The organism is Acidithiobacillus sp. (genome assembly GCF_023255755.1).
Classification (GTDB): Bacteria; Pseudomonadota; Gammaproteobacteria; order Acidithiobacillales; family Acidithiobacillaceae; genus Acidithiobacillus.
Map to the genome: position 1 here is coordinate 44,492 of NZ_JAGDVS010000005.1, position 5,844 is coordinate 50,335.

6 protein-coding genes and 1 pseudogene are annotated in these 5,844 nt (G+C 57.6%); all 7 read left to right on the forward strand.

The genetic code is table 11. The features are described 5' to 3' along the window. Positions 1-810, forward strand: a pseudogene (locus Q0C48_RS00475) (hypothetical protein); the annotation flags it as partial. After that, positions 807-1,916: an A/G-specific adenine glycosylase gene (mutY, locus tag Q0C48_RS00480; RefSeq protein ID WP_291520573.1), complete on the forward strand. Its 1,110-nt coding sequence runs from the start codon at positions 807-809 to the stop codon at positions 1,914-1,916. The pseudogene Q0C48_RS00475 and the gene mutY, both read left to right, overlap by 4 nt. 131 nt (positions 1,917-2,047) lie before the next feature. Further along, complete coding sequence (locus Q0C48_RS00485) at positions 2,048-2,320, forward strand: oxidative damage protection protein (RefSeq protein WP_291520575.1); 273 nt, start codon at positions 2,048-2,050, stop codon at positions 2,318-2,320. Between the two features lie 495 nt (positions 2,321-2,815). After that, the gene (locus tag Q0C48_RS00490) at positions 2,816-3,079 is read left to right on the forward strand and encodes a hypothetical protein (protein ID WP_291520577.1); all 264 of its coding nucleotides are present in this window, start codon (positions 2,816-2,818) and stop codon (positions 3,077-3,079) included. A gap of 229 nt (positions 3,080-3,308) precedes the next feature. After that, entirely contained in the window at positions 3,309-4,823 is a 1,515-nt protein-coding gene (locus tag Q0C48_RS00495; RefSeq protein WP_291520578.1) for an ATP-binding protein, read from the forward strand. After that, positions 4,813-5,124 (forward strand): hypothetical protein, encoded by a 312-nt coding sequence (locus Q0C48_RS00500; protein WP_291520580.1) that lies wholly within the window; start codon positions 4,813-4,815, stop codon positions 5,122-5,124. The genes Q0C48_RS00495 and Q0C48_RS00500 overlap by 11 nt, the downstream gene beginning before the upstream one ends. Before the next feature lie 6 nt (positions 5,125-5,130). After that, on the forward strand, positions 5,131-5,844 hold a 714-nt coding region (locus Q0C48_RS00505), incomplete at its 3' end, for a sigma 54-interacting transcriptional regulator (RefSeq protein ID WP_291520582.1).

Here is a 5,844-nt window from a genome sequence, read left to right on the forward strand (position 1 = left end):
GGGCAGGTGCTGGCGAAGGGACCCAGTCAGTTGGCGGGTGGCTGGCACTGGCGGGGAAAAGGCGGACGCTGGCATTTTGCAGCCGAGATGGGGTCGGCGCCTGCACTGTTCGCGCGGAATATTTCTTTGCAAGTGGGTACAACGCTTGATCCGACGCTGCTGCAGGTGGCTATTCCGACGCTCCAAAGCGCGGCAAAGGACATGGTCTTGCCGACGTTGCGCGTCCGCTGGCAAGCGCGTGGGCAAGGTCCGGCACAGTTGCGCTTGCAGGCGTTACGTCTGAACATGGCGCAAAGCCAGCTTGCGGTGCAGGAAGGCGCGCTGACAGTGGGGGACGACCTGGCACTCCAAGTCCAAACAGTGGGTCTTAACTGGAAGACGTTGCGGGGTCATCTGGCCTATCAGATCGCCATCCGGCGCTTGCCACAGTTGGCCACCCGCTGGGGGCTGTCCCTGCCGAAGTTGACAGGCCCTAATGCTTTGCAACGATTGACATCGACGGGCACAGTCCAGTTAGACAACTCCCATTTCCAGTGGGCTGTCACCCAGGGCGAGTTGGATGACAGCGCCTGGACGGGCAAAATATTCGGGACCTGGAACCCGCTGGCTATTCACGTCAATTTGCATGTGGCGCAGCTCAATCTCGGTCGCTATCTGCCTGCTCTTCAACAGGGCAAAGCGGCGCAGCTTCCCGCAGTACCGCAGCAGTGGCCAGTGACTGGTGAAATCCACGTCGCAAAGCTGCTTTGGGGTAAAATTAGCGCTCGCGATCTGGTCATTCGCAGCGTAGCCCCTAAGGCGCGGCCATGATCTCCATCGCCGAAACCCTGCTGGACTGGTACGCCCGCCACGGGCGCCACGACCTGCCGTGGCGCCAGACCCGCGATCCCTATCGCCTCTGGCTTGCAGAAATCATGTTGCAGCAAACCCAGGTGGAGAGCGCCAAGCCGTATTACGCCCGCTTTCTGCAAGCCTTGCCGAACTGGCAGGCACTGGCAGCGGCGCCGCAGGATCAGGTGCTCGCCCTGTGGAGTGGGCTCGGTTATTACGCCCGTGCCCGCAACGCCCAGCGCGCGGCGCAGGAGGTGGTCACGGGCTTCGGCGGCCACTTTCCCGATACCCTCGAAGATGCCGTCACCCTGCCGGGAGTGGGCCGCAGTACTGCCGCTGCGGTGCTTGCCAGTGCTTTCGGACAAAGACAGGCCATCCTCGACGCCAATGCCCGGCGCGTGCTCATCCGTAGCCATGCCATAGATGCTGATCCGAAGGCTGCTGCGACTCAGCAGTGGCTCTGGACCCTGGCCAGCGCCCTTACTCCTGAGGATGCCCATGGCTACAATCAGGCCATTCAAGACCTCGGTGCCATGATCTGCACCCCACGCCAGCCGCGCTGCCCGAATTGCCCTTTGGCTAGCCGTTGTATGGCCCATGCCCAAGGACGCAGTCATGCCCTGCCCGTGACGGTTAACCGGCCCCCAAAACCGCAGCGTTGTGCCTTTTTTCTCCTGGTCGCGGATATGGAAGGGCGGATATTGCTGGAAAAACGGCCGGATTTCGGCATCTGGGGCGGGCTCTGGTGCCTACCGCAGGCGGCGCCCGATGGCGGCGAATTTGCCATCCTTTGCAACGATACCCTTCAACCGCTGGAAGACACCCCCGCCGTACGGCAATTTTTGCAAGAGGCATGGTCGCGTCGTTTGCGGCTGGATCTCCAGTTGATGGCGCTGGAGGATGAGCAGCAACATGTTTTTACCCACTTCCAGTTGCGTTTTCGCTGTGCGCATGCGCGCGTTTTGGGCAGCGCTGTTGCAGATTCGGCCGCCACTCTGCGCTGGTATCGCCCCGCAGACGCTCTGACACAAGGTTTGCCCACGCCCATTCGGCGGATTCTACGGAATCTCGGCGGAGGTCGCTGATACTCGAATTCTGACTACGTGTGCCGCCAGATTAAGCAGCCATGCCGTGCGGCTTATTCCTGAGCGTCGAGTTCAGGTAATATAGAGCTACACAGCGTTATCCATCCCAGAGTCATTGAGGAACTTCCGTTATGTCACGAATGGTACAGTGCGTAAAACTCGGCCACGAGGCCGAAGGTCTTGATCGTCCGCCTTATCCTGGCGCCCTTGGCGCGCGAATTTATCAAGAGGTCTCTAAGGAGGCCTGGCAGGGCTGGCTCAAACATCAGACCATGCTCATCAATGAATACCGTCTTTCTCCCATTGATCCCAAATCGCGAACATTTCTGGAAAAACAGATGGATGCCTATTTCTTTGGCGATGGCGCCCCGGCACCTGAAGGCTATGTACCGCCTGCGCCCTAAGACCCCTTAATAGATGCTATAGGGCGCTTTCCGAAGTGCCCTGCAATCCGTGCAGACCCTGACGTCGTTGCCGGACGACAGGCGCGAAGCGCGCCAGATCACGTCGTTATTGCAAGACTGCCAAGTTCTGTCGCCTAAAGGTGACGCACCGGCCCCTCTTCCTTGTTCCCTCTTCCCTGTTTTTGCTTGGGTGGTGGTGGTGCATTTCTGTCTTTTGTTCCCGTGCGCTGTTTATTAACACCATGTATATATGAAGACTTTTTTGTTAAAGATGAGGGCTGTTCAGCTTTCAAAGACGCCAGGCGGAGGTCCCCGCCTGCCTGCACGTTGGATATAAGCGACTCATCAACGCTCTCCAATGTCTGGGGTAAAAATAATAACAATTAAAAACAAGTATTTAAATGGTGGCACGACTCGTGCTTATACCTCTTCGCTGTCGAAAAACGGCACCGCCGAACGCGGAAACTGGAACCACTTTTTGAGGAGAGCTTACCAATGAAGAAGATTGTTGCCCTGACGGCTGCCCTGTCCTTCCTGACTGCCACTGCTGCTTTTGCCACCGAAGTCCCCGCCGCCGCAAAGGCCCCGGAAAAGACCATGGAGCATAAAGCCCCTATGCACAAGGCCGTGGAGAAGAAAGCCGAGCACAAGAAGATTGAGCACAAGAAGGTCGGGAAAAAGGCTCCTGAGCACAAAGTGATGGAGCAGAAGTCCGAAATGAAGAAGCCTGTCGAGAAGAAGGCCGAGCCTGCGGCCTAAGGGTTTATCGGGTTGCGCCCGTGCGGTGTGACCTGTTGAGTTCTGTTTTCTAAACCTGGGGTTTAAACCCCAGGTTTTTTGATATATGCGATTTGCAGCGTCCAGAGATTACCCCCGGTTTTAATTGGGGATAAAGGTGTTGTATTTAGTTGCTTGGTGTTTCCCCTTGCACTTTCCAGCCCGCGATTCTACGCTGAGACTCTTTTTCTTCGTTGGAGCTTGCTGGTCTATGGCATTACGCCCGAGTTCCATTTCCAAGTTGGCCGTCATTGGTTTTGGCTTGGCCATCGTGCCGCTGGTGCTGGTCATTGTCAGCGTGACCATTTCTATTGCCCACTTTGCCGAGCAGGGGCAGGTCAGTATTTTGCGCGCGGTGGCCATGAGCGATGCGGCCAACCGGATGAATAATGCGGTACGATCCATGGAACGTTATGGTCTGCAATATACGGTGTTACAGGATCAGGCTTTGCTGGTGCTCTATGATCAGAGTTTTACGGAGTACAAGAAATCCAGTGCCCAGTTTGCTGCGGCTGGGCCGTCTCTCGTTGATCGACAACGTCTTCAACGGCTGGCCGGTCATCTGGCCCGTGCCCGCCAGTTGTTGCCGTTGGTGTCGTTGGAGGAGAATCGCGGTGCACTGGAGAGTGATTTCAGCCGCGCCAGCGCTGAGGCGCAACGTCTGCAAAGCGATGTGAATGAAGGGATCAGCACCGAGGTGGCCAAGCTGGGCACCCGAGCGCTGGCGATCAAGCGTCTGACCATTTTAGAGGTGCTGCTGGTGTTGCCGCTCTCCGTTGCCTTCGCGGTCCTGTTTATCGTGTTGATCACCCGTCCCATCCGGCGTCTCGACCAGGCGGTTTCCGGTCTGGGTGATGGTGATCTGGAAACGCCCATCGCCGTGCAGGGGCCGCGAGATATTGCCAGTCTGGGCAATCGCCTGGAGTGGTTGCGTAACCGGCTCAATGCGTTGGAAGCAGCCAAACTGCATTTCCTGCGGCAGCTTTCCCATGAATTGAAGACGCCGCTGACGGCCATTCGCGAAGGCGCAGAGCTGCTCCAGGAGGATCTGGGCCACGAGTTGGGTGTCGACGAGCAGCAGGAGATCGTGCATATCGTTCGCGACAACAGCCTGCGTCTGCAGCGACTGATTGAGGATCTCCTGCGTTTCAGCCTGGCCGAGGGACCAGTGGGTGCGGGTATGGCGCAGGACATCTCCCTGACAGCGGTGGTGGAGGATCTGCTGTTGAGTTATAAGCCCAGCCTGCGTAGCAAATCCCTGCATCTGGTAACGGATCTGGCTGATGTGCATGTGCGTGGTCATGGAGACCGCCTGCGGACTATTTGCGATAATTTGTTGTCAAATGCCGTGAAATTCTCGCCGCAAAACGCTACGATACGGATATATTTGCAGGTACAGGACGAACAAGCGGTCCTTGATGTTCAGGATGAGGGGCCAGGTGTGGTGCCCGAAGAGCGTGAAAAGATTTTCGATATTCTCTACCGGGGCGAGGCCTCGGATGCGGGGAAGATCGAGGGCAGCGGGTTGGGACTGGCCATCGCCAGAGAGTATGTATTGAGTTATGGGGGAAGTCTTGAATTGCTGGATAAAGAAACGCCAGGGGCCTGCTTCCGGTTGCGCCTGCCGATCACAGATCGTACTGCTCCCCACGCTCGCCATGTTGACTCTGGCGGGTTGCGCGACCACGCCGTTGCCTCTACTACCATCAAATACAGTGATTCTTAAGCCCGGCGAACAGGTTATACAGTCCAGCAAGTTGGCGGCCTTACAGGCCCGTATTGGCACGTTGGAAACAGTCGCTCCGGTCACCGCAAGTTGTGTTTCCGAAAAAGCGGAGGCCGCCAGCCTGACCAAGCAGCTTGCCGATGCCCGGGCTGGCGATCCCGGCTACCAAAAGTTGGAGGCTCGGGTCAATGACCTGCAGAACCGCCTCCTGCAGTCTCAGCAACGCGAGATGGATTTGCGCAAGAAACTCAATGAGCTGGTACAGATCGAGAAAAACGCGCGCTTACCCCAGGGGCACTAAACCGAAATGGAAAAGGGCAGAATTTTACTGGTAGATGATGACGCTGATCTCCTGCGTCTGTTGTCCCTGCGCATGAAGACGGCCGGCTATGCCGTCAGTACCGCTGCCAGTGGTAACGAGGCACTGTCGGTGCTGGCGATGGAGCATCCGTCTTTGGTCATCACCGATCTCAAGATGGACGAGATGGACGGCATGGCGCTGCTGGACGCCATTCGCCGCGACTACCCGACCTTGCCCGTCATTATTCTTACTGCCCATGGTTCCATTCCCGATGCTTTGCTGGCGGCGGATCAGGGCGTCTTTGCCTTTCTCACCAAGCCCTTTGATGGCAAGGATCTGATGGCGCAGGTGGAGCGGGCCTTCAACCTGACAGCGGCGGTTCTGCCGGGTTCAGGCAAGAAGGGCAGGGATTCCAGTTGGGACCGTATCCTGACCCGCAGTCCCAAAATGCAGACGGTGCTGGATCAGGCGCGTCTGGTGGCTGCTTCTGATGCCAGTGTCTTCATTCATGGTGCCAGTGGTACCGGTAAGGAACTGCTGGCCCAGGCCATCCATCAGGCGAGTCCACGCCGCAATCACGCCTTTATTGCGCTTAACTGCGCGGCCTTTCCCGAGCAACTCCTGGAGTCGGAACTTTTCGGGCACAAAAAAGGCGCCTTCACCGGGGCGGCCAATAGTCATCAGGGGTTGTTTCAGGCCGCTGAGGGCGGTACGCTGTTT